This window comes from Streptomyces sp. NPDC054770, from assembly GCF_053611985.1.
This window is the reverse complement of record NZ_JBSHBL010000047.1, coordinates 42,529-69,374: the sequence shown is the minus strand read 5'-3', so window position 1 is coordinate 69,374 and position 26,846 is coordinate 42,529. Positions and strand designations below refer to the sequence as shown.

Genomic DNA, 26,846 nt, shown 5'->3' with positions numbered 1-26,846 from the left:
CCCGCGGTCTGCGCACTGTCCGGGGAGCCGGTGACAAGGGGACGTCATGCCAGAGCCACGCACCTTCTCGGACCGGGACCCGATCCGCGTGTTCCTGCTGGACGACCACGAGGTCGTCCGGCGTGGTCTGACGGACCTGCTCGACGCGGAGCCCGACATCTCGGTCGTCGGTGAGGCGGGCACCGTCCGGCACGCCCTCGCCCGCGGCCCCGCGCTGCGCCCGCATGTCGCCGTCCTCGACGTCCGCCTGCCCGACGGCGACGGCATCACGGTCTGCCGGGAGCTGCGCGACCAGATGCCCGAGCTGGCCTGCCTCATGCTCACCTCGTTCGACGACGAGGACGCCCTGCTGGACGCGATCATGGCCGGGGCGTCCGGCTACGTGCTGAAGCAGATCAAGGGCTCGGACCTGGTCACGGCGGTCCGCACGGTCGCCTCGGGCCAGTCGATGCTGGACCCCGCGACCACGGCCCGCCTCATGCGCTCGCTGCGTGCCGACCCCGCCGAGACCCCTGCGGTGCCGCCCGAGCTGGCGAGCCTGTCGCCCCGGGAGCGGGACATCCTCGCCCTCATCGGCGACGGCCTGACCAACCGCGAGATCGGCACGAAGCTGTACCTCTCCGAGAAGACCGTCAAGAACCACATCTCCCGGCTGCTCGCCAAACTGGGCGTCCAGCGCCGCGTCCAGGCCGCGGTCCTCGCCTCCCACCTGGAACAGCACGAGACCGGGGGCCGGCCGGCGAAGTGAGCCTCCCGGGCCGGTCGCGTGGGACTCTCAGGTGGCTTCGTGGCGCAGTGCGGCGAGGGCGCGCGCGGTCGCGGTCCCGATGGCCGCGTTGATCGCGCGTTCGTCCGACCCGGGCCGGGACCGGGTGAAGACGGCAGCGGCGTAGGCACGGCCGTCGGGGTAGGAGACGACGCCTATCTCGTTGCGTACGACGCCCAGGAGGCTGCCGGACTTGGCGGCCACCCGCACCGGCGGCCGGAACGCACTGGCGATCCGGTGCCTGGTCAGCTGCCGGGCCATGATGTCCCGTACGCGTTCGCAGGCGGCGGCCGGTCCCGCCTCGTCGGCCCAGACGAGCCGGAGCAGAGTGGCCATGTCCCGCGGTGTGCTGGTGGTTCCCTTCCCGGGATCCAGCGCGCGCGTCGCCGGCAGGAGCTCGTCGGCCCGTGCCGAGTCGTCGGGCGACGCACCGGCCGACCAGGAGACGAGGTCCTGCCAGCCGCTGTGGCCGAGGTCCTGGCCGATGGAGTCCAGCATGGTCATCAGGTCGGACGTGACCACCGTGCCGTTGAGCCCGAGCCGGGCCGCGGTCGCGTTCAGGGAGTCGGTACCGAGGCGGCGGATCAGGGCGTCGGTGCTGGGGTTGTCGCTGATGGTCAGCATCAGGACGACCATGTCCCGCCAGGACAGGACGGTGTCGTCCGCGAACAGGGACGTCCCGACCGGGCCGGGCGTCCGGTCGGCGGCGCGCAGCACCACACGCTCCCCCGGGTCCAGGCGGCCGTCGGCGAACCAGGTCTCCGCCTCCAGTGCGACCAGCACCTTGATGACCGAGGCCGGAACCACGAGTTGATCGGCGTGCAGCCCGAACTCGCCCGCACCGTCCAGCGATCGGACGAGCAGGGCGCCCGTGCAACCGGCGCGCGCGAAGACCGCCTGGACCTCGTCGTCCACCATGCGGCCGATCATGTCAGCACACGGCGTTTCTCCGGCGTCAGTTCGAGAGCTCGCCGCGCGGTGCCAGATCCTCGCACTCCGGGTGCATGCCGCTCTCCCGGTACGGAGCGGCCAGTTCCTGGTCGCAGACAGAACAGCGGGGAAGGTCCTGGAGCAGGCCGGACCGCTCCAGGTACTCGTCCCGCTGCCGCAGCTTGTAGGTCATCATGGCGCCGATGCCGGCGGCGATCGGGAGCGTGACCCCGCGCTCGCCCGCGGCTATGGCGGCGTTGCGGACGTCCTTGGCGGGCACGTCGTACACCGCCGGCGTACCGGCGAGCGTGTGGGTGCGCCTGGCGCGGTCGAGCCGCCCCCAGGTCCGTATCCCCTTGGAGTCGCCCGCGCTCACGGTGAGGAATCGCGTCGCGTCGTCCTCGCTGATGCCGTAGGCCCCCGCGAGTTGCATCGCTTCGAGCTGGAGCATGTTGCCACCCTGGCTCAGCAGGTTGTTCACCAGCTTGCCGGCGTTGCCGGCCCCGACCGGGCCGACATGGAACAGGTTCCGGCCGAACGCGCCGAGCAGCGGCCAGCACGCGCGCACAGGGGCGTCGTCGCCGCCCACGATGACGCTGAGCAGACCGCGCGCCGCCTTCTCCGCACCGCCGCTGACCGGCGCGTCGATCAGGTCGAGTCCGGCCTCGGCCGCCCGCGCGTGCAGCCTGATGACCGTCGACGGCAGGACGGTACTGCTGACGATGACGGTGCGGACCCGTCCGGGAGCGGCCATGATCTCGGTGAGGACATCGTCGACCTGCGCGTCGTTCATCACGACGACGACCGCAACGTCACTCGCCGCGCACAGGTCCGTGACGGTCCCGGCCGCCCGTGCGCCGAGGGCCGCAAGTTCCTCCACGGCCTGCGGCCGCAGGTCGAAGGCGGTCACCTCGTAGCCGGCGCGAAGGAGGGAACGGGCGATCGGGCCGCCCATGTCACCGACGCCGATCATGCCGACCGCGGTGACACCCGGCCGCAGCTGCTCACCGGCCGATGAGGGTGTCTCGGGTGCGTCTGGTGCATGGCTCGTCTGCTGAACGCTCATGACGGATCTCCTGTCAGGGCCGGGCCGCCCACGGCCGGGCTGCCGACCGGGGAACTCACGCCTTGCGAAGGAATACTGCGAAGCTTGCCTTCGCAGATTACATTAACAGTCTGCCTTCATACCTGGTAGCCTGAGGGCATGCCCGATGCACCGGTTCCCGACCTGCCGGCCGCAGCAGCGGATCTCCGCCTCGCGGTGAAACTGCTTGCCCATCGATTGCGCACGGAGGCGCGTCCAGGCCTGTCCTGGTCTCAGGAGAGCGCCATCTCACTGCTCGACCGGAAGGGATCCGTCACGGTCAGCGAGTTGGCGAAGGCGGAGGGGGTCCGGTCCCAGTCCATGGGCTCGACGGTGGCCGGCCTCGCGGCCGAGGGCCTGGTCCGTCGCGAGCCGGACCCGTCGGACGGCAGGCAGACGCTGGTCTCACTGACGGAGCAGGGCCAGGAGTCCCTGGCCCGGACCCGCGAGGCGAAGCAGACCTGGGTCGAGTCGGTCATCGCCGAACGGCTGACAACGGACGAGCAACGGACGCTCGTCTCCGCTGTGGAGCTCCTGCTCCGTCTTGTCTGACGGAGCTTGTCCGACGGAGGTTTTCCCACGGAGCGGCAATCGGTCCCGGCCGAGGGCCGGGGGTTCACTCCCCGGGGGGCGGGGCGATCTCGACGCGTACGCCGCGGGCCTCGAAGGCGTGGATCTGGGCGGTGGGGGCCGACGCGTCCGTGACCAGGGTCCACTCGCCGGTGAGCGTCGCCCAGGCGTGGAAGGGGGCACGGCCCAGCTTCGCGCCGTGGGCCAGCACGTAGACGTGGTCGGCGCGGCGGGACATCAGTTCCTTGAGGCGGGTCTGGCGCAGGTCCGCCTCGCAGATGCCGCGGTCGACCGTGACGCCGTCGGCGCCGAGGAAGACCCGGTCGAACGACATGCGTTCCAGGGCGGCCTCGGTGAGCGGGCCGACGAAGCCCTGGCTGAGCGGGCGCAGGGTCCCGCCCAGGCACTCGACGTGCACGCCCTCCGCGTCCGCGAGGGCGTGCAGCGCGGTCAGCCCGGTCGTCGCGATCGTCAACTCCTTGACCGCGCGCAGCTCGTGGGCCAGTGCGCCCACCGTCGTGCCGGCGTCGAGCAGCAGTGTCTCGCCCGGCTCGACCTGGCGTGCCGCCCACTGGGCGATGGCCCGCTTCTCCTCGTACGCCTCGCCGGTGCGCTGGCGCAGCGACGCCTCGGGATGGGCGGTGAGGGCCATCGCGCCGCCGTAGGTGCGGGCCAGACGCCCCTCGGCGGTCAGGCGGGCCAGGTCGCGGCGGATGGTGGACGGGGTCACGTCGAAGAGCCGCGACAGCTCCTCGACGCTGGCGAGGCCGGTGGTGGTGGCCAGGTGCACGATGCGGTCGCGGCGGGCGTCGGTGGTCCGTGGCGGGGTCGGCGAGGTGGGCGGCATCTGTCTCGGTCCTCTGCGGTGCGGCTGTACAGACCTGTGCGGTACGGCTGTACGGGAGACGAACGGTTCAGGCCGCGGGCGCCGTCGCCATCTCGGCCGCCTGGCGCAGCGCCTCGACCATGCTACCGGCCTCGGCCTTTCCGGTTCCGGCGATGTCGAAGGCGGTGCCGTGGTCGACGGAGGTGCGGATCACGGGCAGTCCGACGGTGAGATTGACGCCCGCCTCGATGCCGAGGACCTTGACCGGGCCGTGGCCCTGGTCGTGGTACATCGCCACGATCAGGTCGTAGTCGCCGCGCGAGGCGAGGAAGAACGCGGTGTCGGCGGGGAGCGGGCCGCGTGCGTCGACGCCCTCGGCGCGCAGCTTCTCCAGGGCGGGGACGATCTTCTCCTCCTCCTCGCCGTAGCCGAAGAGGCCGTTCTCGCCGGCGTGCGGGTTGATGCCGCAGACGCCGATGACGGGGGCGGCCGTGCCGGAGCGGACCATCGCCTCGTGGCCGCGGCGCACGGTGCGCTCGACCAGGCCCGGCTCGATGCGGTTCACGGCGTCGATCAGGCCGATGTGGGTGGTGACGTGGATGACCTTGACCTTCTCGGTGGAGAGCATCATCGACACCTCGTCGGTGCCGGTCAGGTGGGCGAGGAGTTCGGTGTGGCCGGGGTAGAGGTGGCCGGCCGCGTGCAGGGCCTCCTTGTTGAGGGGGGCGGTGCAGATGGCGTGCACCTCGCCGGCGACGGCGAGTTCGGCGGCGCGCCTGATGTACTCGTACGCCGCGTTGCCCGCGACCGGTGAGAGCCTGCCCCAGGGCAGGTCGGCGGGGAGCAGGCGGAGGTCGACCACGTTGACGCGGCCGGGGGTGAACTCGGCGTCGCGCGGGTGGTCGACGGCGACGACGGTCGCGTCCAGGCCGAGGATGCGGGCGGCCTCGCGCAGCCGGTGCGCGTCGCCGATGACGACGGGGCGGCAGCGGGCGAGCACAGCATCGTCGAGCAGGGCCGCGACGGTGACCTCGGGGCCGATACCGGCGCCGTCGCCCATGGTGACGGCGATCAGCGGAAGCGGGGCGGCGGGCATGTCGGGTTCCTCCAAGCGGTGGAGCAGGTCGGGGCGGAGTGCGGTGGCGATGCGGCGCAGGGAGTCCGGGGCGCCGTAGCTGCCGGGGCGGGTGACGACCGTGCGGCCGTCGGGGGTGAGGGAGCGGACGGCGCCGTGGTGGATCTCGCCGAGCGGCGCCAACTCCGCGGTGCCCAGGGCGTCCAGGGTGACGCGGGCCGTCTCGCCGCCGGTCAGGACGAGGTCGGGGCGGCCCGGGTGGGTCAGGGCGAGCGCGGCGAGGGCGGCGCTCAGGGCGCGTCCGGCGCCGGGGCGCAGGCCCGCCGCGCCGTCGATGGAGAGCACGGTCGGCGCGCTGCCCACCGGATCCGGCAGGCGGGCGGTGCCTGAGGTCAACTCGTCCGGGTCCAGCGCCACATGATGCGCGCCGAGTGCGGTGAGTTGCGCGATCTGCGCAAGGGCGCCGAGTTCAGCGGTTCCCACGACGAAGAGCAGCGGAGCCGTGCCCCGGTCCGCGGGGGCGGCGGCGACGGCAGGCGTCCGGGCCAGGGCCCGGCCCAGCGCCGCCGCCAGACCCCCGCTGCCCAGGAGCCGGTAGCCGGGGCCGAGCCGCAGCGCCGCCGCGGCGACGGCGTCCAGGTCGGCGTCCGTCTCGGCGTCGGGTGCCGGGTGCTCCCCCGCGGCGGCGATCCGGCGGAACTCGGCCTCCAGGGCGGCGGGTTCGGACCGTACGACACCGAGCGGGACGGTCCGGACCGGGAGGCCGGTGAATGCCTCGGCGATCGAGCACGGCGCCGCGGACCGCTCCGCTCGCCAGCCGTCCGTGCGGTGCAGCGCCACGCCGTCCAGGTGCACCACACCGCCGGTCACCGTGCGCCGGGCGGCGGGCAGCGCGGGCGCGACGACCAGGGCTTCGGCGCCCTCGGCATAGGCGGCGGCCTCCGCGGCGAGGTTGCCGCGCAGCTGGGAGTCGACCTTCTTGTACAGCAGCCGTTCCCCGGCCCCGCGCAGCGCGTTCCGTACCGCGGCGGCCGCGGCGGCGGCCGGCAGGCGGCGGCTGTCGAGGTCCACGACGAGGTCGCCGTCGGCGTCGGCCACCGCGTCGGCGGTGAGCGCCAGCCGGACGGACCCGCCGAGCGCGCAGGCGGTCTCGGCCGCGCCGGACAGGTCGTCGGCGAGCGCGAGTACGGCCGGGCAGGTGCACGGTGCGGGTACGGCCGGACAGGTGCAGGGGTGGTACGGCGGCGAAGCCACTGGATCGAACCTCCTCGGGAACGCCCCGCGTCGGGCGGCCCCGCTCGGATCATGGCACACATTGCGCGATTCACGCGAGACACCTTGCGCAATTCACGCAGCCATGTAAGCGTGCCTCTGGCGCCGACGCCTGTCACCCCGGACACCGACGCCCCGTGCGTACCCCGTGCACCTGCCGTGTTCCCCCTCCCCCGTTCCCCCCTTTCCACCCGTTCCACCCCGTCCCGCCCCGGAAGGAACCATCGTGACCGTCGGCCTCGAACTCCCGCACATCCCCGTCCCGCTGTCCCGGCTGGTACTCGGCACGATGACCTTCGGCGACACCGTGGACCGTGCGACGGCCGCCGCGATGCTGGACGCCGCCCTGGACGCGGGCATCACCGGCGTCGACACCGCGAACGGCTACGCGGGCGGCGAGAGCGAGCGCATCCTCGCCGACCTGCTCCCCGGGCGCCGCGACCGGATCGTGCTGGCCACCAAGGCCGGCATCCCGCACCCCGACCAGGACGGGCACGCCCCGCTCTCCGCCGAGGGCCTGCGCGCCGCCCTCGACGGCAGCCTGAAGCGGCTGGGCACCGACCACGTCGACCTCTTCTACCTGCACCAGCCGGACCGGGCCACGCCGCTCGCCGAGACCCTCGCGACCGTCGCCGGGTTCGTACGGGACGGGAAGGTCCTCGCCCTCGGCGTCTCCAACTTCGCCGCCTGGCAGATCGCCGAGGTGAACCGGGTGGCCGACGAGGCCGGCGCGCCCCGGCCGGTCGTCGCCCAGCAGCTGCACAACCTGCTCGCGCGCCGCGTCGAGGAGGAGTACGTCGAGTTCGCCGCCGTCACCGGGCTGCGCACGATGGTCTACAACCCGCTGGGCGGTGGCCTGCTCACCGGCCGCCACGCCTTCGGACAGGCCCCGGACGGCGGCAGGTTCGGCGATTCCCGGCTCGCCGCGATGTACCGCGAGCGGTACTGGAACGAGGACCTGTTCCGTGCCGTCGCCGACCTCACCCGGATCGCCGCCGACGCGGGCCTGCCGCTGACCGAACTGGCGCTGCGCTGGCTGCTGTCCCGGCCCTCCACCGACGCCCTGCTGCTCGGCGGCTCCCAGGTCGGCCACCTCAAGGCCAACATCGCCGCGGCGGCCGCCGGTGAGCTGCCCGCCGACGTGCTGGCCGCCTGCGACGAGGCGGGGGCCCGGCTGCGCGGCCCGATGCCCGCCTACAACCGCTGAACCGCCCCCGTTCTCAGGAGACTTCCGTATGGCAACCGGCCGCACCCCCGCCGAGTTCACCGCCGCCCTGCGCGCCCGCGAGCGGCTCGTCGGCTACTGGTCGCTGCTCGACTCGCCGATCGCCGCCGAGCGCCTGGCCCGGCTCGGCTACGACTACCTCGCCTTCGACGCCCAGCACGGCCTCTTCGGCTACCAGGGCCTGCTGAACAACCTCCTGGCCACCGACACCAAGGGCTCCACGGCCGTCGGCATGGTGCGGGTGGAGGCCAACGACCTCACCTGCATCGGCAAGGCGCTCGACGCGGGCGCGACCGCCGTCATCGTCCCGCTCGTCGACTCGGCACGGGACGCGGCCGACGCCGTGGCCGCCGTACGCTACCCGCCGCTCGGCCGCCGCTCGTACGGGCCGATGCGCGCCCAGCTGCGGATCGGCCCGAACCCCGCCGACACCCACGACCAGACCGCCGTCCTCGCGATGATCGAGACGGCCGACGGGCTCGCCAACGTCGAGGAGATCTGCGCGACGCCCGGTCTCGACGGGGTCTACGTCGGCCCGTCCGACCTGCGGCTCGCGATCGGCGGCGCGACCTCCACGGACCCGTCCGTGCAGGGGGAGTTCGAGGACGCGCTGGCCCGGATCCGCAAGGCCGCCGAGGCGAGGGGCATCGCGGCCGGCATCCACAACGCCGACGGGGCGAGCGCGGCACGCAGGCTCGCCGAGGGCTTCACGTTCGCGTCGGTGGCGGCCGACGTCGTACACCTGCAGCAGATCGCCGCGTCCCATCTCGAGGCGGCGCGCGGCGGAGACGTCTGATGCCGGCCACGACCCTCATCACCACGCCCACCTTCGCGCGCCACGCGGACCGGCCCTGGCGGATCCTGGAGGAGGCGGAGGCGGGCCCACGGCGGCTGCCCGCCGACGAGTTGATCGAGTCCGCCGCCGAAGCGGACGCCCTGATCGTCGGCATGGACGCCATCACGGCCGAGGTGATGGACGCCGCGCCGCGCCTCAAGGTGATCGCCAAACACGGTGTCGGTGTGGACACCATCGACGTGGCCGCCGCCCGCAGCCGTGGCATCCCCGTGGTGTGTGCGCCGGGCAGCAACTCCCGCGCCGTGGCCGAGTACACCTTCGGTCTGCTGCTGTCGGCGACGCGCTCGGTCACCGCCTCGCACACCGAGGTCGCCGCGGGCGGCTGGCCGAAGCTGTTCGGGCCGGAACTGCACGGCAGGACGCTGGGCATCGTCGGCTTCGGGCGGATCGGGCGGCTGCTCGCCGGGTACGCCCGCGCCTTCGGGATGGCGCTGCTCGCCCACGACCCCTATGTCCCGGGCGACGACATCCGCGCGCTGGGCGCCGAACCGGCCGCCCTGGACGACCTGTTGGCGCGCGCCGACGCCGTCAGTCTGCACACCCCGCCCGACCCGTCCGGCGCACCGCTGCTCGACCGGGCCCGGCTCGCCGCGATGAAGCCGGGAGCCGTGCTGGTCAACGCCGCGCGCGGCGGCCTCGTCGACGAGCGGGCGCTCGCCGAACTGCTGGGCTCAGGGCACCTGGGGGCCGCCGCCCTGGACGCGTTCGCCACCGAACCGCTGCCCGCCGGCCACCCGCTGCGCACGGCGCCGCGCGCCCTGCTCACCTCCCACATGGCCGCCTGCACCCCCGAGGCCAACCAGGCCATGGGCGCGATGGTCGCCGCGGACGTCGTCCGCGTCCTCGCGGGCGGGACGCCCCGCCATCAGGCTCCCTGACCGCCCCCCTCCCCCTCCCCCGTTTCCGGACACCGGCGACGACGCCGGAAGATCCCCAAGGACCCGCCATGGCCACCACCACCGACGGCGCCACCGCCGCGTCGGCAACCGCGCAGCCCGACCCGTACGCGCTGCGCCCCGAAGACGCCCGCCCCGCCCCCGAGACCTTCCGCGGCCGGCTGCGCCACCTGGGCCCCGGGCTCATCCTCTCCGCGGCCGTCGTCGGCTCCGGCGAGCTGATCACCACCACCTCGCTCGGCGCGAAGGCGGGCTTCGCCCTGCTGTGGCTGGTGATCGCCTCCATCGCCGTCAAGGTGTGGGTGCAGATGGAGCTGGCCCGCTGGACCGTCCTCAACGGCAGGCCCGCGCTGGAGGGCTACAGCCAGGTCCCGCCGAGGATCGGCCGGGTGAGCTGGATCAACTGGCTCTGGATCGGCATGGACTTCGCCAAGATGTTCCAGCGCGGCGGCATCATCGGCGGCACCGCGGCCGCCTGCTCCATCCTGCTCCCGATCAGCGGCGGGGAGCTGAGCACCCGGTCCCTGACGATCTGGGCGGTCCTCGTCACGGCCGCCGCGATCCTCATCCTCCAGACGGGCAGGTACCCCGTCGTGGAGCGGGTCGAGGTCGTCGGCATCACCCTGAAGACCCTCATCACCGTCGGCCTGGCGCTCGCGCTCCCCTTCACCGCCTTCGGCTACGACAGCGGGCAACTCGCGGGCGGGCTGAGCTTCGAGATCCCCGCGGGCACCGTCGGCATCGCGCTCGCCATGTTCGGGATCACCGGGGTCGGCGCCGACGAGATGACCACGTACACCTACTGGTGCCTGGAGAAGGGCTACGCCCGCTGGGCCGGCCCCGACGACGGGACCGAGGAGCGGGCCCGGCGCGCCGAGGGCTGGCTGAAGGTCATGCGGCTCGACGTGGGCGTCTCCTGGCTGGTCTGCACCCTGTGCACGCTCTCCTTCTACGTGATCGGCGCCTCCGTCCTGCACCCGCAGGGCCTGGTGCCCGAGGGCAACGACATGATCACCACGCTCTCGCACATCTACACCGACACCCTCGGTCCCTGGGCGAAGTACCTGTTCCTGGCCGGCGCGATCTCCGTCCTGTTCTCGGTCACCGTCGCCTCCTCGGCGAGCGTGCCGCGACTGTGGACCAACACCCTCGGTCTGCTCGGCGTGATCGACTGGCGGGACCTGCGCGTGCGCACCCGCACGATCCGGATCCTGACGTGGTGCCTGCCCCCGGTGTGGATGTCCTTCTACCTGTGGATCCAGTCCCCCGTCCTGATGGTGCAGGTGGGCGGAATCGGCGGTGGCGTCTTCCTGCTGGCGGTGGTGGTCGCGGTGTGGCGGCTGCGCTACACCGGCGTCGCCCCGCGCTTCCGCACCAACCGCCTGCTGACCGCCGCCCTCGTGCTGAGCAGCGCGGCGATCCTCTTCCTCGGGGTGTACGGCGTCCTGGACACGCTGGGACTCATGCCGGGCAGCTGAGAGCCGTACCGGGGGCCTACTTCAGGCCAATGCAGTTGCCTTAGCTGGCCACCGCGATTCGACCATCCGCTGCCCTCGGCGCGGCTTCCCTGGACGCGCACGACGGAGTCGGACCACATCCCAAGACAACGCAGCCGATCATGGTTGGCGTTGTGCAAGGTGGCGTTGGAGGTCGAGGTGACGGAACTGGTAGACCGCTCCTGCTTGCCGTAGTACGCCTCGCCGCTCGTGGGCGTCGGCAAGGAAACTCATGAAGCGCCAGGGCACGCGTCCGCGGGCCGCCAGCCGGATCCGTGTCACCAGGTACTCCATCCACACCGACCGAGCGAGTCCCAGCATGAAACCGATAGGAAGACCCACAGCCAGGCCGAATGACAGCGACTGCACGAGTGAGACCACCACCCCTTCCAACGCGAACCCCCACCAGAGCTCAAGAGCCTGTACAAGAGTGAGCGCGAGCACGCCCGCGAGTCCGCCTGTGACAGTAATGACCAAGTAGGTACGTCTGTCCTGAGCCAGGATCGCGCCTGGCCGCACTGCCTTGGCCAGATCGGGGTGCACGGACCTGAGCCCGCCCAACAGCATGAAAGGGAGCCCGGTGCTAAGCCCGACTACTACTCCGTAATTCAGCCCATAATCGGAATTTGGGATCCCGAGCGTGGCTCCGAAGACGAGTCCCGGGACGAGTCCGAAAGTTAGCCAGGACCTCCCTCTCCAGCTCCAACGGATCTGCGAGCTCGGCTGTTCCGTTCTCGAAAGCCAACCGACCAATGCCACTGCTACTGCGCAGGTGAATCCGTAAGCAGGCCCATAAAAGACAACGCCTGTGAATACAGAAGCCAACGGGACTTCTCCGGGTTGCAAGGACAAGGACGCGAGTGCGATACAGGCTGACAAGCCGCTCATGAGTCCGGCAACGAGCCCGATCATAAGCACCCTTCTGCGCTTGGGGAGAGCGCGGGTGAGTTGCCACCAGGCGAGGTTGGGGGTGCCGTGGAGGGTGTGTTGGAGGTGGTGGGCGAGGAGGGTGAGGGTGCGCTGGGCTTGTTGTGCGTTCCAAGGAGTGGGCTGGTCTGGGTGGGGGCGGTAGGCGGCGGGGATGAAGGCGGTGAACAGGTAGGTGTCGATGTCCTGGCGGGTGGGGAAGCGGGCCTGGTCGAGGAGTTCGTCGGGGTCGGACAGGTCGGGCAGGTCGGAGAGGTGTTCGTCGGGGCGGGGGTTGTAGATGGTGCGGGCCAGGAACAGGCCGAGAGGGGTACTCAGTGCCTGGGCGACGGGGGCGGTGGTGCCCAGTGAAGCGGTGACCCGCCTCCAGCGGGTCGCAGCCTTTGTGCCGGGGCCTCCGGCGTCGCGCTCCAGGTAGGCGGCCGCTTTCATGGGATCCAGCGGGAGGAGATGGATGCCCGCGGCTCCGTTGAGGAGCACGGTCACTGCTGCCGGTGTGGTCAGGGTGCTTCGGTACTCGGCGGTTCGGCTGGAAAGCACCAGGGGCTGCCGGGCCGGCAGTGCCTGGTTGATGGCGTGCAGGGCTCGGGCCCGCAGGTTTTCGGGGAGTTCGTCCAGGCCGTCGAGGATGGGCAGGATCAGCCGCTGTTGAAGGAGGGCGCGGGCCTGGGTGCCGGCGCTGGTCTGTGAGGGATCGGCGAGGGCGGGTGCCCTCAGAGCGGGGTGGTCTTGGGTGAGTTGTTCGGCCATCCATGTGTACAGGTCCTGCCAGGCGGGGTCCCAGGAGGCCAGGGGAAAGATGACCGGGACGGGGCCGCCGGGCGGGCGGTGTTCGAGCAGGGCCAGCAGGAGGCGGATCAGCAGCATGGTCTTGCCCGCGCCGGGTTCGCCCAGGACCACCAGGCGGCGGGTGGGAATGTGTTCGAAGGTCTCGATGATGTCGCCCCCCTTGCCGGCCAGCCCTGCCGGGCTGCGAACCCACCCGCACTCGGCTCCCGGGTACCGGCCGGGCCAGTCCCCGGCCAGCTCCATCAGGTGTGTCCATGATTCGACGAGGTCCGCGTCGGCCGCCCCCCATGCGACCGGCAGCGGGAAAGGGTCGTTCAGGCGACGTAGCCGGGCCTCGGCCTCCCACTGCTGGCGTACCCCCTGGGCGAGCTGGTCGGCCATGTCCCCCGGACGAGCGGGCGCCGGCCCGGTCTTGCCGGAGCGGAGCACGGCGACTACTGCAGCGGGCAGCGCGAGCAGGGCAGTGAACGCGGAGACTACGGCAATCAGAACGTCGACCTTGTGGAAGCGTGCGATGTACCACGCCAGAAAGGCACCAACCAGGACGACATAGAGCAGCCTGACCTGCTTCGGTGCACGTCTCACATAGGAATCATGCAGGACCCTGGACGGCGTTCCCGGGATTTGAGCTCGCTGACGCCACCAGACCAGTGAGCGGCATGTGTCCGCCCGGCTCAGGGAGGTGGCGAGGTTTGCTCTGGTTCGGCGAAGGGTCTTCCCGCGCCCCTGTACTTACGCGGTTTGGTCGTTTGATTGTGGTTCCAGCGGCCGGGGCTGACCTTGTCGCGTCCGGCCCGGGACCGCAGGATCGGCCATCGGAGCGGCTTCTTGATCGCGCGAGGGCAGTCCCTCTTGGCTCGTGGTGGCAACAGCCGGCTGCGGGCTTCCTGGGCCGCCTCGGACCATGCCCGGGTGAGCTTGGTCCTGGTGGCACCGGCCTGTGACACAACGCTCCGGCGGATGATCCGAAGGCAGCGCAGGTAGGAGAGCCGGTCGGTGTCCACGGTCGGGCTGGCGGCCGCTGCGGCGTGGGCGAACTGACGGACGGCATGATGGACCGCGAGGTAGGCCCACAGTTCCTGCCGGACGCCCTGCGGCGTGCGTGACCTGATCGGCCCGCCGGGACCGAGGTGGTTCTTGATCTCGTCGAAGGCCAGCTCGATCTCCCACCGCTGCTGGTAGAGCGCCACCAACTCGGTCGCCGGGCACTTCTCGTCGTCCAGCAGCGTGGTCCCCAGGTGTACCTCCTTGTCGTCCTTCGCAAAGGTGATGACGCGGTAGACCGACTCCTTGGGCAGGGTCCGGCCTTCGCGCCGGGCTCGGAGCTGGACCTCCTTGCCGGGGCGCATCATCGACAGCCGGGATCCGTCGGGAAGTTCCTCCTGCGTGGTGCCGAGGTGGTTGGACTGGAGCCTGACCAGGAGGTCCGCTCCGGTCGTAGCGAAGGTGTGCACGAACTCGACCGACCAGAAGCCGCGGTCGGCGATGACCAGGTCGCCGGGGCCGGTGGCTGCGGCGAGAGGGTAGGCGAGGGCCCGTTCGCCGTCGCGGTAGCCGCCGAGTCTGGCTTCCAGCACTCCGTGGGTGCCGATCTCCGAGAGGACCACGGCTCTCACCTGGGGAAATCCGAACGGCGTGCCGCCGGTGGAAGGGCCGTCGAAGGTGTCGCCGTTGGTCACGGAGTCCGGGACGTCGAACTGGGTGCCGTCCAACGCCAGTAGGCGCAGCCCGCTCCACCAAGCTCCGGGTGTTCCCGGCATGGCGAGCGGGCCGGCGACCTGGCGGAAGAGGCTCTCCAGCACTTCTTCGCCGAGCCGGGCTCTTGCCCGCGACAGCGAGGACCGGTTGGTCCGTGCGAGTGCGCGGCTGCCCGGGATGCCGCTGGTCAGCATCCGTATGACCTCTTCGTACGACTCCTGGGCGAACAGGCATAGAGCGAGGACGAAGTAGGTGACCAAGCGGGCTGGCAGTAGACGGCGTCGTTTCTCGGCCCGGCTGTGCTTGGCTATCGCCGCGTCGACCAGTTCGGGTGTGAACACCTTCGTCAAGATCCCGATTCGCGTGCGTTGCCCAACGCTGATCTTCCCCTCCACTCAGAGATCAACGCGAGGTGGCGCTCTCGGACACTGGCGCCGAGGTCGGCAGCTCCTCAGCCTGGCGGGCTTGCGGTGCCCCGACGGGGTGGCCAGTCGCCATGGGCGGCCAGCGGGTCCGTCGGGACCTTCAATGCCGAAGCGTGGCTGAGACCGGGAACGGGTTGCGGTGACACACGCACGCCTGCTCGTTCGGGCAAGGGTATCGCCGGGGCGACGTTCGGTGGTGCCGGTAGAGAACGGGCCGTAGGAGCTGACGAACGCGTTAAAGCAACTGCATTGGCCTACTTCAGGCCCCCGGTCACCAGGTCGATGCGCCAGTACCGCTGCAGGGACAGGAAGAGGGCGATGACGGGGACGACGGACAGCAGGGTGCCGGTGATCACCAGGGAGTACAGGGACGCCTGGTTGGCGCCGTGCCGCAGCAGGCTGTACAGGCCGACCGTCAGCGGGAACTTGTCGTCGCTCGTCACCATGACGAAGGGCAGCAGGAAGTTGTTCCAGATGACGATGAACTGCAGCAGGAAGACGGTGATCAGGCCGGGGGCCATCAGCCTGAGCCCGATCGCGGAGAACATCCGCCACTCGCTCGCCCCGTCCATCCGCCCGGCGTCCAGCAGCGAGTCGGGTACCGAGGCGGCCGCGTAGATCCGGCACAGGTAGATGCCGTAGGGGTTGAACAGCTGGGGCAGGATCACCGCCGGGTAGCTGTCGGTGATGCCGACCCGGGCCAGCAGCAGGTACTGCGGCACGGCCAGCACCACCTGCGGCAGCAGGACGCCCGCCAGGATGGTGTTGAACAGCAGGGAGCGGCCGCGGAAGCGGTACTTGGCGATGGCGTAGCCGGTCGCGGCCGAGACGGCGGTGGCCACGAGCCCGCCGACCCCCGCGTACAGGAAGCTGTTGAGCATCCAGTGCCAGAACACGCCCGAGTCGTACGAGGAGAGGTCGCCGACGTTGTCCACCAGCCCCGAACCGAACGACGGCAGATAGGTCGCGGTGGAGAACAGCTCGCTGCGCGACTTGGTGGACGCGATCAGGATCCACAGCGTCGGCACCAGGCAGTAGACGGCTCCGAGCAGCAGCACCGCGGTGGGCAGCACGGCGATCCGGCTGCGCCGGGGGCTTGCGGTGCGGGCGAGGGTGACCGGGGCCGGCACGGCACGGGCGGGCGACTCGATCGTCATCGTTCCTCCTTGCCGAGGGCTCCGGCGGCGCCCCACCGGGTCTGCGCGAGACGTCCGACGACCAGCGACACGGCGAGGATTCCGGCCGCGAAGACGATCGAGGTGGCCGCCGCGAGATGGATGTCGGAGTCGACGAAGGCGTCGGTGTAGATCTTCATCAGGGGAACCCAGGTCAGGGAGATGGCGTTCGACAGCGGCTGCAGTGTGTTGGGCTCGTTGAACAGCTGCAGGGCGGCGAGCACGGTGAACAGGGTGCACATGGCGATGGCCGGGCGGACCAGCGGGACCTTCACCCGCAGCGCGATCTGGAGTTCGGAGGCTCCGTCGATCCTGGCCGCCTCGTAGACCTCCGGCGGCAGTCCGCGCAGGGACGTGTAGATCACCACCATGTTGAAGCCCACCGCGCCCCACACCGCGATGTTGGCGACCGAGACATAGATCATCGAGGTGCCGAAGAAGTCGACGTGCCGGCCGCCGATCGGGCTGGTCGCGGGCAGGTAGAGGAAGCCCCACAGAAGGGTGGCGATGACGCCGGGCACCGCGTACGGCAGGAAGATGGCCAGCCGTGCGAACCGGGTGAGCCGGGCCCGCGCCGTGTCCAGGAGGAGCGCGAACAGCAGGGCGAGGAGCACGGTCGCCGGTACGGTGATCGCGCCGACCAGCAGCATCCGCAGCACGCTGTGCCACAGCTCCGAGTCGTGGACCACCGCGGAGTAGTTGTCCAGACCCGCGAAGACCGTTCTGCTGCCGGTGCCCAGCAGGCCCCCGCTGACCTTGCGCTGCTGGAAGCTGAGGAGCAGTGCGTAGCCCCCGGGGGCGGCCACGAACAGCAGGAGGAGCAGGGTCGCGGGCAGGACCAGCAGATACGGCAGCCGGCTGTGGCCGGCCCGGCGGCCCCGCCGTGGAATGCTTGTCGCCATCGACGTGTCGTCCCCATCGGATGAGTGGCTGGATGCATGGGTGCCGGCGGAGCCGGTACGGCGGCCGCCCGGAGCGGGGGTCGGGAGCCCGCCGCCGGGCGGCCGGGTCGCCGGGGTCAGTCGAGGGTGAAGCCGAGCTTCTTCATGTCGGCCGTGGTCTTGTTCTGCATGGTGTCGAGGGCTCCCGTGAGCGAGCTCCCCGACTGCAGTGCCGCGCCGAAACCGTCCCGGTACGCGGAGAAGGTCACTGTGACATCCGGGCCCCACATCGAGAAGCTGCGGGCGCCCGGTGCGACCTTCTTCACCTCGGCGTAGTAGTCCGGCTGGTTCGGGAAGAAGGCCGGCGGCTGGTCGAGGACCGGCAGGGCGCGTCCCGAGGTGGCGGCCGGGTAGATGTTGATGTTCTTGACCTGGGCCGTGACCGCCTGGTCGTCGGTGTTGAGCCAGCTCGCGAACTCCGCGGCCTCGGCGGGGTGCTTGGAGTCGGTGGTGACCGTGATGGCCGAGCCGCCCCAGATGCCGGTGGTGCTGTCGCCCGCCGTCCAGGCCGGGAGCGGCGCGGCGGTCCACTTCCCCTTGGTCGACGGGGCGATGCCGCCGATCTGGGCGGGAGCCCAGGCTCCGGAGATCCAGGTGAGGAGGGTGCCGTTGTTCATCTCCTTGTTCCACTGCGGGGAGAAGGAGGGGTTCTTCTTCACCAGGCCCTTGTCGACCAGGCCCTGCCAGTAGTCGGCGACCTTGCCGCTTGCCGTGCCGTTGATGTCCACGTGCCAGGAGTCGCCCTTGGTGGTCCACCAGTCGGCGCCCGCCTGCTGGGTGAGGCCGGTGAACCAGCCGGGGTCGGCGGCGTCGAAGTTGGTCATCGAGGCGCCCGGGGCCTTGCTGTGCAGCTTGGCGGCCACCTGCGCGTACTCCTGCCAGGTGGTGGGCACCTTCAGGCCGTACTTCTTGAACAGGTCGGCCCGGTAGAACATCATCAGCGGGGCGAAGTCCTGCGGGATGCCGTAGACCTTGCCCTGGAAGCGGGTCTGGGCCAGCGTCGCCGCGTCGAAGTCCGTGACCGCCTTCTTCGTCTCGGCGGTGATGTCGCGGACCACCCCGTTCGCCACCAGGCCGGGGAGCGACTGGTACTCGACCTTCGCGATGTCGGGGGCGGTCTTCGCCTGGTGCGCGGTGATCATCTTGCTGACGAGCTGGTCACCGCCCGCCGGGTTGCTGAGGGCGACCTGGATGTCGGGGTGCGTCGAGTTCCACAGGGCGACGACCTTGTCCATGCCCGGGTCCCAGGCCCACATGGTGAGGCGGACCTTGCCGCCCTTCGTTGCCGATCCGCTGCCGGAGCTCCCGTTCCCGCCGCCGCAGGCGGCGAGAACCAGTGATGCGGCCAGCGTGGCGCCTGCGACTGCTGCGAATCTGGTCTTCATTGGCCAGTGCTCACTTTCGTGTCAGAAGAGGTCCTGCGACCCGAACCCATGGCCGACCACGAGTCGACCCGTTCCGACTTTGACTGCGACTTAAGCTAAGTCGCAGTGGAGGTGGGGTCAATATGACTGACGTACCGATTCACGATGTGTCGATTTCTTTATGAATCCCACGGGACGAACCCCGCGCCGGGCGGCGGACGCAGGGGCCGGCCCGGGGTGCAGGGGCGCCTGGCCCCTGCACCGTACGCGTCGGGGCGCGCCGACGGGAGCCCCTGCCCGCAGAAGCCACGGAGGTCACAGAGGCCGCAGATCAGGCGGTCAGGGACAGCGCGCCGCCCAGATCAGTCCGCGCGTGGTGAGCTCCCGTACCGCGGGCTCGCGCAGGTCGTCCGGGCGGTGCCCGAGAGCCGAGAAGAAGACCCGCCCCCTCCCCCACTGCCTGGTCCACGCGACGGGCATGTCGACCGGCCGCCCGCCCTGCCCCGCGGCGCCCGGAGCGACCGTGGTGGACGCGAGCACCGTGCTGAACGCGTCGGTCAGCATCCAGTACTGCTCGGTGACCACGGCCATGTCGGGCAGCCCGGCGACGATCGGATGCTCCCGCTGCTCCGGTTCGATGCGCACCCGGTACTCCAGGAACTCCTCCGGGTGGTGCAGGAACAGGCCGCCGACCATGCGCAGGTACGCGGGGCTGTCGTGGAACGTCGCCACGACACCGCCGTGCCAGCCCGCGAAGCCGGTACCCGCCTCGACGGCCGACACGAGCCCCGCGCACTGCTCCCCGGTCAGCCGGCCCTCGGTCCAGCACTGCACGACGAGATCGGTCCGCGCCATCAGGCCGGTGTCGGCGTAGGCGTCCAGGTCCTCCCGTACCGTGACCGCGAACCCGGCGTCGGCCAGCGCGGGCAGGAACAGGTCGGTGCACTCCCGTGGGGCATGACCCTCCCAGCCGCCGCGGACCACCAGCGCCGTACGCGTCGCGGCCATCAACGGGTCGCGGGGTCGGCGGTCCAGGCCGGCAGGGTGAGCGGGGTGCGCTGGACACCGATCCACTGGCGCTTGGTGAAGCCCGCCATCTGGTCGTCCGCACCGTGCCGGGCATGGGCGTCGTTGACGTGCACCTCGCCGGCGTCCAGCCGCTCGGCCACCGACAGACCCCGTATGAGGTCGGCCGAGAACACCGAGTTCATCAGCATGGGGAGCCCGTTGGCCACGGCCACCGCCTCCTCCTGGTCGTCCACGACGGTGACCGGGAGGACCGGGCCGAAGATCTCCTCGGTGAACGCGGGCATCTCGGGCGTCACCTTGGCGAGCACGGTGGGCCGGTAGAACAGCCCGCCGAACCCGTCGAAGGTGCCGCCGGTGAGCACCTCCGCACCCATCTCCACCGACGCCGCCACCAGGGCGTGCACCCGGTCGCGCTGGCGGGCGCTGATCAGGGGGCCCAGATCCGCCGCCCCGCTCATCGGATCGCCCACCCGCAGGGCCGCGGCACGGCGGGTGAGGGCGTCGAGATAGCGGTCCGCCACCGCGCGGGTGACGATGTGGCGGCTGGCGCTGATGCAGGTCTGGCCCTGGAACTCCAGGGAGGCGACCATCGCGCAGGAGGCCGCGAGGTCGATGTCGGCGTCGTCCAGGACCACGAAGGCGTTGCTGCCGCCGAGTTCGAGCCGGATCGGCCGCAGGGTGGCCGCGGCGGAGGCCGCGATGGCGAGGCCGACCTCGCGGGAGCCGGTGAAGTCCAGCAGGTTCAGGCCCGTGTGCTCGGCGAGCGCGTGCCCCGCGTCGGGGCCGTCGCCGGTCACCACGTTGAACACGCCCGGCGGCAGTCCGGCCGCCTCGGCCGCCTCGGCGAGCACCTGGCCGCCGATGACCGGGGTGAGCTCGGCGGGCTTGAGCACGATGGTGTTGCCGAAGGCCAGCGCAGGTGCGACCGCCCGCATGGCCAGGTTGACCGGGTAGTTCCAGGGGGTGATCACGCCGATCACCCCGAGCGGCACGGCCCGGGACATGGAGAGCTTGCCCGCCTTGTACGGCGGCAGCAGGTCACCGGCGTTCTCGCTCGCCTGGATCATGGAGATCCGCAGCTGGCGGATGCCGGTGGACACCTCGTCCTCGGCCTTGGCCCGCACCCCGCCGGTCTCGCGCATGCTCTGCTCGACCAGCTCCGCGTGGCGTGCCTGGAGGAAGTCGGCCATCCGCCCTAGGCAGGCCGCGCGCTCGGGAGCGCTCAGCGCCGCCCAGGCGGGCTGGGCGGCCCGCGCCGCGGTGACCGCCCGCCCGACGTCCACGGCTCCACCGAGGGCGTACGTACCGATCACGGCACCCGTGGCCTTCTCCACGACGTCGGCGGTACGCCCTGAGGAGGCCGGGCGGAACGTTCCGTCGATGTAGAGCTGGGCCACGGGGAAGTGAGACGTCATGAAGACTCCACGGAGGTCAGGAGACTTTGGCTTCGACTTAAACTAAGAGGCGACAGTCTTGGACGTCAACACCGGGTGGTGCACGACGGAAGGCGGGCGGCGGTCTTGCGCCCAGGCTCTTACAGCCGATCCCCTACAGCCCAGCTCTACGGCCGAGCACTTCCGGCCGAGCTCTTCCGGCCGGGCTCTTCCGGCCGGGCTCTTCCGGCCGGGCTCTTACGCCCAGGCCTCCGCACCGGCCGTCGTACCGTCCGGCACGGCCTCCGGTCGTCGGCCGCCCGTCGCCAGCAGGTGGGCCACCGGCAGGGTGGCGGCCCCCATCGCCACCGCCTCCTGGCCCAGCCGTCCGACCTCGATCCGGGTACGGCCGCGCAGATACGACAGGGCGTGCCGCTCGGCCGTCGCGCGCACGGTGGGCAGGACCACCCCGCCCATCACCGAACCCGCCCATCCGGAGAGCACCACGAGATCGGGGTGGAGCAGATTGATCAGGTTGCCGATCCCGATGCCGATGTACTCCCCGATCTTCTCCAGGGTCTCCGTCGCCACCGGGTCGGTGGCAGCCCGTGCCGTGAGCTCCGCCAGCCGGCTCTCGGTTCCGACGGACCGGAACGGCTGGCTGCCGGGCGTCGCCTGGTAACGCTGGAGGATGGCCTCGGCCCCGACGTACGCCTCCAGACAGCCCCGCGAGCCGCAGCGGCAGGGCAGTCCTCCGGCGTAGATCACCGTGTGACCCCACTCGATCGTGGCCGGAGCCAGGCCCGCGACGCCGCCCTCCGTACCCGGGGCGAGGGCCGCGCCCACCCCGACCCCGATGAGTGCGGTGACCACGCGGTCGGCTCCCCGCCCCACGCCGCGCCACATCTCCGCCTGCCCCAGGGTGCGGGCGCAGTTGTCCAGCATCAGCGGTGCGGCGACCCCGGGGGCGAGCATCTCGCCGAGCGGGACACCGGACCAGCCGAGCGTCGGGGCGTGCACCAGCACGCGTCCGGGAATCCGCGGGTCGGGCTGGACCGCACCGGGCACGCCGACGCCGATGCCGAGCAGCTCCGCGGGGTCGACGCCCGCGGCGCCGGTCACCTCGGAGATGCCCTGGAGCACCAGTGCGGCCACCGATTCGGCGTCGAGCCGGGTGCCGACGATCGGGTAGACCTCGGAGTTGATCACTGACAGGGTCCAGTCGAACAACCCGATCCTGACGTGCGTCTCACCGATGTCCACCCCGATCACGGTGCCGTGGTCCGGGCGGATCTCCAGCACCGAGCGCGGCCTGCCCCCGTCGGAGTCCTCCGAACCGCCCTCCGCGATCAGCCCCTCGGCGATGAGCTGGGAGATGACGTTGCTCACCGTCGCGGAGCTGAGGCCGGAGGCACGGGTCAGCCGGTTCCGGCTGGTGGGTCCCTGGAGGTACAGGGCGGAAAGGAGGAGGGACCGGTTGAGCCGCCGCAAGTCGCTCGTCGTTCGCTTCACCACGGGTTTCACGCGACAAAGTCTGCCAGGCCGCAGGCCCTCCCAGCCCGCCGCGTCCGCCCGGTCCCGCCACCCCCGTTCCCGGCTCCAACCCTGTGCCGCCGTCAGCGCCCGGCCTGCCGCAGACCGACGGCCGTGAGCGCCAGCGCCAGCGGGCCCGGGGCGAGGAACGCCAGCGGTACCAGCATCCAGGCGCACAGGGCCGCCGCCGCCACCGCGAGGAGGACCAGGGCGCTGCCGCCCGGATCCCGTACGGCGTCCTGCGCGGCCTCGCGCACGGCGGCCGGCCAGTCGGTGCGGGACTCGGGGCGGGCGCAGGCCCTGAGGCCCACGACCAGGGCGCCCGCCCCGATCACCGCGGCCACCACCGCGAACGGCACCGCTCCCGGCAGCCCCACCCGGGCCAGCGCCAGATCCGCGGCGCACAGCAGCGCGCCGACGACGGCGACGAAGCCCGCCAGCAGGTCGGCGGCCCGCAGCCGCCGTCGCAGGACTGTGAAATACCGTCCGGCGGTGGCGGGTTGACCCGTCACCCCGCCGCGCAGCACCTCGCAGGCGCTCGACAGGGCGGCCGGGGCCGTCACCAGCGGCAGGCAGACCAGGGCGGTGGCGAGGCCGACGCTCAGCATGTCGGCGAACAGGGTCAGGCGCGGCCCGAAGACCTCGCCGGGTTCGCGTGTCTGCAGCCCGCTCATCCCTTCACCCCCGAACTGGCCATGCCCTCCACCAGGAACCGCTGGAAGGCGAGGAAGAACAGCACGATCGGCAGCAGGGCGATGACCGACATCGCGAACATCGGGCCGAACGCCGACTGACTGGAGGAGTCCACGAAGGAGCTCAGGGCGAGGGTGAGCGTGAACTTGTCCGGGTCGAAGAGGTAGATGAGCTGGGTGAAGAAGTCGTTCCAGGTCCAGATGAAGGTGAAGATCGCCGTGGTGATCAGCGCGGGCCGGGTGAGCGGCAGGATCACGCTGAAGAAGCTGCGGAACGGGCCGCAGCCGTCGATGCGGGCGGCCTCCTCCAGCTCCCGGGGCAGGCCGCGCATGAACTGCACGATCAGGAAGACGAAGAACGCCTCGGTGGCGAGGAACTTCGGCAGGATCAGCGGCCAGTAGGTGTTCACCAGGCCGAGCCGGTTGAACAGGATGTACTGCGGGATCAGCACCACGTGGTGCGGCAGCATGATCGTGGCGATCATGAAGGCGAACAGCGGGCCGCGGAAGCGGAAGCGCAGCCGGGCGAAGGCGTAGGCGGTGAGCGAGCAGCTGATGACGTTGCCGACGACCGCGCCGCCCGCGATCAGCAGCGAGTTGCCGAGCAGCCGCCAGATGGAGACGTCGTTGACGCCGTCGAAGGCGGTCTTGTAGTTGGACCATTCGAGGTGGCTGGGCAGGAGGTCGAGGCTGGCGATCACCTCGTTCGCGGGCTTGAGGGAGGTGGCGAGCAGCCAGGCCAGCGGGTACAGCATCACCAGCAGGGCGGCCAGGCAGCCGACGTGCAGGGCGATACGGCCCCAGGCAACCGGCTTGCGGGGTGCGGTGGTCGGCGCGGTGGTCGATGCTGCGGTCATCGGTCCCCCTCGGAGGCGTAGAAGACCCAGGAGCGCGAGGTGCGGAACAGCACCGCCGTGACGGCGGCGACGACCACCAGCAGCACCCAGGCCATGGCGGAGGCGTAGCCCATGTGGGAGGCGACGAAGCCCCGGTCGTAGAGGTAGAGGGTGTAGACGAGGGTCGAGTCGGCGGGGCCGCCCTTGCCGGCGCTGACCGCGAAGGCGGGGGTGAAGACCTGGAAGGCCTGGATGGTCTGGAGGACCAGGTTGAAGAACAGCACCGGGGACAGCATCGGCACCGTGACGGACCGGAACTGCCGCCATTTCCCTGCTCCGTCGCAGGCCGCCGCCTCGTACAGCTCGGCGGGGATCTGCTGGAGGCCGGCGAGGAAGATGACCATCGGGGCGCCGAACTGCCAGACCGTCAGCAGGGCGACGGCCAGCAGCGCCCAGCCCGGTCTGTTCACCCAGCCGCCGGTGCCGAGCAGGTGGGACACCGTGCCGCCGTCGTTGAAGATGGCCCGCCAGACGAGGGCGACGGACATGGACGCGCCGAGCAGCGAGGGCGCGTAGAACGCCGACCGGTAGAAGCCCTTGCCGCGCCTGATGGGTTTCAGGGCGAGGGCGACACCGAGCGCGAGCGCCAGTTGCAGGGGGACGGCTGTCGCGACGTACGTGAGGGTGGTGAGGACCGAACGCCAGTAGCGGGGGTCCTCGGTGAACATCTGCGTGTAGTTGCGCAGGCCCACCCAGTGCGGCGGGTCGAAGAGGTTGTAGTCGGTGAACGACAGGTACAGGGAGATGGCCATCGGCAGCAGCGTCAGGACGCTCGCGCCGAGCAGCCACGGGGAGAGGAACACCCAGGCGCCCTGGCGTTCGCGCTTGGGACGGCGCTTGGCGGCCGTGCCGGCGGCGGGCTTCGCCTTCGTCGGGATCGCGGTGGTGGTCATGACCTCAGCTCCGCCTTCGCCTCGGTGATGTAGTCCTTGGCCGCCTTCTCGGGCGACATCAGGTCGAAGGAGACCTGGTCGTAGTCGCGCTGGAAGGTGGTCTGGAGGGAGTTGTCGCCGGGCGGCGGGGCCTGCGGCGGGTCGTCGAGGGTGCCCTCGACGGATGCCTGGTAGTCGGCGATGGTCTTGTCGAAGTCCTTGAGCAGCGGGGTGGTCTCCTTGCGGATGGTCTCGTTGACCGGGATGCCGCGGGTGGCGCCGAGGATCTTGGCCGCGTCCTCGTCGTTGATCATGAAGTCGACGAGTTCGGCCGCCGCCTCGGCGTGCGCCGTATGGGCGCCGATGCCGAGGAACATCGACGGCTTGTAGTACTGGCCGGGTGTGCCGTCCGCGCCGGACGGCATCGGTGCGAGGGCGATGCCCGTCGGGACGAGCGCGAGGTAACCGCTCGTCGGCGCGTCCCAGTTGGTGTCGGAGACCGCCTTGCCGCGGCCGAGCGGGGTGTTCTCGACCGAGCCGTCGAGCTGGGTGTTCTGCTCGGCCGGGGAGACGGCCCCCTCCCGTTGCAGCCCCTTGGTGAAGGTCCACCACCGGGCCAGGTCGTCGGCGGTGAAGCCGAGCCCGCGGTCGCTGGTGTACAGGGACTTGCCCTGTCCCCGCAGCCAGACCTCGAAGGCGTCCTCGCTCCAGCCGGGGTCGGTGCCGCCGGGCTTGCCGGTCGCCTTGGCCAGGGCACGCATGTCGTTCGCCCAGTCGTCCCAGGTCCAGCCCCGCTTCGGGAGCGGCACCCCGGAGTCCTTCCAGGCCTTGACGTCGTACACGACCGTCTCGGTGCCGCGGCCCTGCGGGATGGCGTACTGGGTGTTGTCCACGCGGCCGGTGGCGAGCAGGCCGGGATCGATCTCGGAGGTGTGCAGGACGGCCTTCTGGCGGGCGAGAGACAGCAGGACGCCGCCGGAGGCGTACTGGTCGATCTGCCGGTAGTCGAGCTGCATCACGTCGGGTGCGTCGCCGCCCGTGGCCTGGACGGCGAGCTTCTGCTTGTAGGCGTTGTAGTCGGAGAACGACGTCTGCACCCGGATCTCCGGGTGCCGTCTCTCGAAGAGTGCGAGGGCCTGGTCGGTGCGCTCGGCACGGTCGGGGTTGCCCCACCACGTGTAGCGCAGCACGATCCTGCCGCCGCCGGTCGACTCCCCGGATCCTCCGCAGCCGCCCAGCACCGCGCAGAGCGCCAGTGCCAGGGCCGAAGCGCAGAACCCCGTTGTCCTGTGTTCGGGCATGCCGAGGTCACCTCATCCTTTCCTCGGACTTCCTGACGGCCCCCCTCGATCCCCCCGGACCTGAGTTATTCGCCGCCGTAGGGGAGCGTCGTCCCCGGCAGGTTGTACTCGTCGCGGCGGCCGCACATCCCGAACCCCCCGAGCCGCGTGGGCGCGGTCTCGTACGCGGTCGCCTCGCCGAGGTACGACGGCTCGCCGGCCAGCAGCGCGTCCAGCTGGGCGCCGGTGCGCTCGGCGGCGGCCAGCGCACCGGCCCGCCACAGCTCGCGCCAGCGCGGCACCTTCTCGCGCACCAGCCGGGCGGCGGCCCGCTGGAACTCGGCGTACGGGCCGCCGTCCCCGGCGACCAGTGCCTCGCGCAGGCCGAGGTAGCCCTCGACGGCGAGGTCCCGGCGCCGGCGGGCGGCCTGCTCCACTTCGACTCCCGTACCGGGTGGCAACGTTGCCAGGCTCGCGTACCGTTCGGGGTCGGCGAGCACCTCCGGCGGGAACGTGAAGACGGCGTCCCCGGCCTCGGGCAGTCCGCTGTTCTGCATCAGCACGGTGATCCGCAGGTCGCCGCCCTGGACCATGCGGTGCACGGTGCCGGGGGTGAACCAGGCGACGGATCCGGGCTCCAGCGGGATGTCCCGGTAGCCGTCCGGGCTCAGGGTCTGCACGGCGCCCCGGCCGCCGGTGACGACGTACGCCTCCGTGCACACCAGGTGCAGGTGCGGGCTGCCGCCGCAGACGCCGTCGGCGGCCTCCCAGTCGTAGGCGCTCAGGTGGGACAGGCCGATCGCGCCGGGGAGGGGGTGCGGGAGCACCGGCTTGGGGGCGCTCACCACGGCCGGCT

Annotated in this window: 23 protein-coding genes; 6 read left to right on the top strand and 17 right to left on the bottom strand. The window is 71.3% G+C overall.

Annotation, left to right across the window (positions count from 1 at the left end):
• Positions 1-46 precede the first annotated feature (46 nt).
• The gene (locus ACWGKQ_RS33310; RefSeq protein ID WP_453295739.1) at positions 47-748 is read left to right on the top strand and encodes a response regulator; all 702 of its coding nucleotides are present in this window, start codon (positions 47-49) and stop codon (positions 746-748) included.
• A 27-nt stretch (positions 749-775) separates the two neighbouring features.
• On the opposite strand, the gene ACWGKQ_RS33305 is transcribed toward ACWGKQ_RS33310, so the two are convergent.
• The gene (locus tag ACWGKQ_RS33305) at positions 776-1,684 is read right to left on the bottom strand and encodes a serine hydrolase (RefSeq protein WP_453295738.1); all 909 of its coding nucleotides are present in this window, start codon (positions 1,682-1,684) and stop codon (positions 776-778) included.
• Positions 1,685-1,721: 37 nt separating this feature from the next.
• Positions 1,722-2,762 (bottom strand): NAD(P)-dependent oxidoreductase, encoded by a 1,041-nt coding sequence (locus tag ACWGKQ_RS33300; protein ID WP_453295737.1) that lies wholly within the window; start codon positions 2,760-2,762, stop codon positions 1,722-1,724.
• Between the two features lie 138 nt (positions 2,763-2,900).
• Here ACWGKQ_RS33300 and ACWGKQ_RS33295 point away from each other — a divergent pair, with 138 nt between their 5' ends.
• Entirely contained in the window at positions 2,901-3,332 is a 432-nt protein-coding gene (locus ACWGKQ_RS33295; protein ID WP_453295736.1) for a MarR family winged helix-turn-helix transcriptional regulator, read from the top strand.
• 64 nt (positions 3,333-3,396) lie between these two features.
• Here ACWGKQ_RS33295 and ACWGKQ_RS33290 read toward each other — a convergent pair whose 3' ends face one another.
• Positions 3,397-4,197, bottom strand: a complete 801-nt coding sequence (locus ACWGKQ_RS33290) for a DeoR/GlpR family DNA-binding transcription regulator (RefSeq protein WP_453295735.1) — start codon at positions 4,195-4,197, stop codon at positions 3,397-3,399.
• 67 nt (positions 4,198-4,264) lie between these two features.
• On the bottom strand, positions 4,265-6,505 hold the full coding sequence (pdxA, locus tag ACWGKQ_RS33285; protein WP_453295734.1) for a 4-hydroxythreonine-4-phosphate dehydrogenase PdxA: 2,241 nt from the start codon (positions 6,503-6,505) through the stop codon (positions 4,265-4,267).
• Between the two features lie 244 nt (positions 6,506-6,749).
• Between pdxA and ACWGKQ_RS33280 the strand changes: the two genes are divergently transcribed.
• From ACWGKQ_RS33280 to ACWGKQ_RS33265, 4 genes are all read left to right on the top strand, one after another.
• Positions 6,750-7,730, top strand: a complete 981-nt coding sequence (locus ACWGKQ_RS33280; RefSeq protein WP_453295733.1) for an aldo/keto reductase — start codon at positions 6,750-6,752, stop codon at positions 7,728-7,730.
• A 28-nt stretch (positions 7,731-7,758) separates the two neighbouring features.
• Complete coding sequence (locus ACWGKQ_RS33275; protein WP_453295732.1) at positions 7,759-8,544, top strand: HpcH/HpaI aldolase family protein; 786 nt, start codon at positions 7,759-7,761, stop codon at positions 8,542-8,544.
• Positions 8,544-9,482, top strand: coding sequence for a phosphoglycerate dehydrogenase (locus tag ACWGKQ_RS33270; protein WP_453295731.1), 939 nt, complete (start codon positions 8,544-8,546; stop codon positions 9,480-9,482). Before ACWGKQ_RS33275 ends, ACWGKQ_RS33270 begins: the two co-directional genes overlap by 1 nt.
• 68 nt (positions 9,483-9,550) lie before the next feature.
• Positions 9,551-10,978 (top strand): Nramp family divalent metal transporter, encoded by a 1,428-nt coding sequence (locus ACWGKQ_RS33265; protein ID WP_453295730.1) that lies wholly within the window; start codon positions 9,551-9,553, stop codon positions 10,976-10,978.
• 138 nt (positions 10,979-11,116) lie between these two features.
• On the opposite strand, the gene ACWGKQ_RS33260 is transcribed toward ACWGKQ_RS33265, so the two are convergent.
• The 13 genes from ACWGKQ_RS33260 to ACWGKQ_RS33200 form a co-directional block, all read right to left on the bottom strand.
• Positions 11,117-13,297 carry an NACHT domain-containing protein gene (locus ACWGKQ_RS33260; RefSeq protein ID WP_453295729.1) on the bottom strand — a complete coding sequence of 727 codons (2,181 nt, stop codon included), beginning with the start codon at positions 13,295-13,297 and terminating at the stop codon, positions 11,117-11,119.
• A gap of 89 nt (positions 13,298-13,386) precedes the next feature.
• A complete protein-coding gene (locus tag ACWGKQ_RS33255) occupies positions 13,387-14,805 on the bottom strand; it encodes an IS4 family transposase (protein ID WP_453295728.1) in 1,419 nt (472 codons plus the stop codon).
• A gap of 284 nt (positions 14,806-15,089) precedes the next feature.
• The gene (locus ACWGKQ_RS33250) at positions 15,090-15,992 is read right to left on the bottom strand and encodes a carbohydrate ABC transporter permease (RefSeq protein WP_453295727.1); all 903 of its coding nucleotides are present in this window, start codon (positions 15,990-15,992) and stop codon (positions 15,090-15,092) included.
• Positions 15,989-16,912 carry a carbohydrate ABC transporter permease gene (locus ACWGKQ_RS33245; RefSeq protein WP_453295726.1) on the bottom strand — a complete coding sequence of 308 codons (924 nt, stop codon included), beginning with the start codon at positions 16,910-16,912 and terminating at the stop codon, positions 15,989-15,991. Before ACWGKQ_RS33245 ends, ACWGKQ_RS33250 begins: the two co-directional genes overlap by 4 nt.
• A 116-nt stretch (positions 16,913-17,028) precedes the next feature.
• Entirely contained in the window at positions 17,029-18,336 is a 1,308-nt protein-coding gene (locus tag ACWGKQ_RS33240) for an ABC transporter substrate-binding protein (protein WP_453295725.1), read from the bottom strand.
• A gap of 318 nt (positions 18,337-18,654) precedes the next feature.
• A complete protein-coding gene (locus tag ACWGKQ_RS33235; RefSeq protein ID WP_453295724.1) occupies positions 18,655-19,323 on the bottom strand; it encodes a ThuA domain-containing protein in 669 nt (222 codons plus the stop codon).
• Positions 19,323-20,759, bottom strand: a complete 1,437-nt coding sequence (locus tag ACWGKQ_RS33230; RefSeq protein WP_453295723.1) for an aldehyde dehydrogenase family protein — start codon at positions 20,757-20,759, stop codon at positions 19,323-19,325. Before ACWGKQ_RS33230 ends, ACWGKQ_RS33235 begins: the two co-directional genes overlap by 1 nt.
• Before the next feature lie 216 nt (positions 20,760-20,975).
• A complete protein-coding gene (locus ACWGKQ_RS33225) occupies positions 20,976-22,232 on the bottom strand; it encodes an ROK family protein (protein WP_453295722.1) in 1,257 nt (418 codons plus the stop codon).
• A 101-nt stretch (positions 22,233-22,333) separates the two neighbouring features.
• Entirely contained in the window at positions 22,334-22,924 is a 591-nt protein-coding gene (locus tag ACWGKQ_RS33220; protein ID WP_453295721.1) for a hypothetical protein, read from the bottom strand.
• Entirely contained in the window at positions 22,921-23,799 is an 879-nt protein-coding gene (locus ACWGKQ_RS33215; RefSeq protein ID WP_453295720.1) for a carbohydrate ABC transporter permease, read from the bottom strand. The genes ACWGKQ_RS33220 and ACWGKQ_RS33215 overlap by 4 nt, the downstream gene beginning before the upstream one ends.
• Positions 23,796-24,731 carry a carbohydrate ABC transporter permease gene (locus ACWGKQ_RS33210; RefSeq protein ID WP_453295719.1) on the bottom strand — a complete coding sequence of 312 codons (936 nt, stop codon included), beginning with the start codon at positions 24,729-24,731 and terminating at the stop codon, positions 23,796-23,798. The genes ACWGKQ_RS33215 and ACWGKQ_RS33210 overlap by 4 nt, the downstream gene beginning before the upstream one ends.
• Positions 24,728-26,011 carry an ABC transporter substrate-binding protein gene (locus tag ACWGKQ_RS33205; protein WP_453295718.1) on the bottom strand — a complete coding sequence of 428 codons (1,284 nt, stop codon included), beginning with the start codon at positions 26,009-26,011 and terminating at the stop codon, positions 24,728-24,730. The genes ACWGKQ_RS33210 and ACWGKQ_RS33205 overlap by 4 nt, the downstream gene beginning before the upstream one ends.
• Before the next feature lie 65 nt (positions 26,012-26,076).
• Positions 26,077-26,838, bottom strand: a complete 762-nt coding sequence (locus ACWGKQ_RS33200) for a cupin (RefSeq protein WP_453295758.1) — start codon at positions 26,836-26,838, stop codon at positions 26,077-26,079.
• Positions 26,839-26,846: the final 8 nt, after the last annotated feature.

What these genes read in the sequence shown, in the direction of transcription:
- ACWGKQ_RS33310 (WP_453295739.1), top strand. Translation starts at nt 47, where the DNA reads ATGCCAGAGCCACGCACCTTCTCGGACCGGGACCCGATCCGCGTGTTC.
- ACWGKQ_RS33305 (WP_453295738.1), bottom strand. Translation starts at nt 1,684, where the DNA reads ATGGTGGACGACGAGGTCCAGGCGGTCTTCGCGCGCGCCGGTTGCACG.
- ACWGKQ_RS33300 (WP_453295737.1), bottom strand. Translation starts at nt 2,762, where the DNA reads ATGAGCGTTCAGCAGACGAGCCATGCACCAGACGCACCCGAGACACCC.
- ACWGKQ_RS33295 (WP_453295736.1), top strand. Translation starts at nt 2,901, where the DNA reads ATGCCCGATGCACCGGTTCCCGACCTGCCGGCCGCAGCAGCGGATCTC.
- ACWGKQ_RS33290 (WP_453295735.1), bottom strand. Translation starts at nt 4,197, where the DNA reads ATGCCGCCCACCTCGCCGACCCCGCCACGGACCACCGACGCCCGCCGC.
- ACWGKQ_RS33275 (WP_453295732.1), top strand. Translation starts at nt 7,759, where the DNA reads ATGGCAACCGGCCGCACCCCCGCCGAGTTCACCGCCGCCCTGCGCGCC.
- ACWGKQ_RS33270 (WP_453295731.1), top strand. Translation starts at nt 8,544, where the DNA reads ATGCCGGCCACGACCCTCATCACCACGCCCACCTTCGCGCGCCACGCG.
- ACWGKQ_RS33265 (WP_453295730.1), top strand. Translation starts at nt 9,551, where the DNA reads ATGGCCACCACCACCGACGGCGCCACCGCCGCGTCGGCAACCGCGCAG.
- ACWGKQ_RS33250 (WP_453295727.1), bottom strand. Translation starts at nt 15,992, where the DNA reads ATGACGATCGAGTCGCCCGCCCGTGCCGTGCCGGCCCCGGTCACCCTC.
- ACWGKQ_RS33245 (WP_453295726.1), bottom strand. Translation starts at nt 16,912, where the DNA reads ATGGCGACAAGCATTCCACGGCGGGGCCGCCGGGCCGGCCACAGCCGG.
- ACWGKQ_RS33240 (WP_453295725.1), bottom strand. Translation starts at nt 18,336, where the DNA reads ATGAAGACCAGATTCGCAGCAGTCGCAGGCGCCACGCTGGCCGCATCA.
- ACWGKQ_RS33235 (WP_453295724.1), bottom strand. Translation starts at nt 19,323, where the DNA reads ATGGCCGCGACGCGTACGGCGCTGGTGGTCCGCGGCGGCTGGGAGGGT.
- ACWGKQ_RS33230 (WP_453295723.1), bottom strand. Translation starts at nt 20,759, where the DNA reads ATGACGTCTCACTTCCCCGTGGCCCAGCTCTACATCGACGGAACGTTC.
- ACWGKQ_RS33220 (WP_453295721.1), bottom strand. Translation starts at nt 22,924, where the DNA reads ATGAGCGGGCTGCAGACACGCGAACCCGGCGAGGTCTTCGGGCCGCGC.
- ACWGKQ_RS33215 (WP_453295720.1), bottom strand. Translation starts at nt 23,799, where the DNA reads ATGACCGCAGCATCGACCACCGCGCCGACCACCGCACCCCGCAAGCCG.
- ACWGKQ_RS33210 (WP_453295719.1), bottom strand. Translation starts at nt 24,731, where the DNA reads ATGACCACCACCGCGATCCCGACGAAGGCGAAGCCCGCCGCCGGCACG.
- ACWGKQ_RS33205 (WP_453295718.1), bottom strand. Translation starts at nt 26,011, where the DNA reads ATGCCCGAACACAGGACAACGGGGTTCTGCGCTTCGGCCCTGGCACTG.